Consider the following 605-nt stretch of genomic DNA (forward strand, 5'->3'; position numbering starts at 1 on the left):
GCATCAGGCCGGCCGCCGGCAAGAGGCGGAGATCCTGTACCGGCAGGTGCTGGCGCAGAAGGCGAACCATGCCGCCGCCGCGCATTTCCTGGGACTGTTGCTGCACCAGACCGGACGCAGCGCCGACGGGCTGGCGCTGATCGAGCAGTCGGTGCGTCTGCAGCCCGGTAATCCCGATTTCCTCAACAATCTCGGCACCGTGCTGCGCGACCTCGGCCGCGTCGCGGCCGCCGTCGATTATTTCCGCAAGGCGGTGACGTTGCGGCCGGACCAGTTGGCGGCGCGCGACAATCTCGGCTCGGCACTGAAGCAACTCGGCCAGTTCGAGGGCGCCGAAGACATCTATCGCGGCACTATCGGGCGCAACCCGTTTCATGTGCGCGCCCGCATCGGCCTTGCCGAGACGCTGCAGGAGGCGGGACGGCTGGACGAGGCGATCGCGGTGTTCCGCGAGGCGCTGACGATCCGGCCGAAGGACGCCGACTTGCTATACGGGCTGGGCGTCGGGATGATGGAGAAGGGCAAGCTGGATGAGGCCTCCAGCCTTGCCCGGCAGGCGCTGGCGATCGATCCCGCCATGGCAAGGGCCTGGCTGCTGCTGACCC

Annotated in this window: 1 protein-coding gene; it reads left to right on the top strand. The window is 68.3% G+C overall.

All coding sequences use genetic code 11. From position 1 onward, the window contains the following. Positions 1–605, top strand: a 605-nt coding sequence (locus EOA33_RS37910) for a tetratricopeptide repeat protein (protein ID WP_127407857.1), incomplete at both ends; no start/stop codon positions are given.

Origin of the sequence: Mesorhizobium sp. M4A.F.Ca.ET.050.02.1.1 (assembly GCF_003997725.1) — a bacterium.
In the GTDB taxonomy this organism is placed as follows: Bacteria; Pseudomonadota; Alphaproteobacteria; order Rhizobiales; family Rhizobiaceae; genus Mesorhizobium.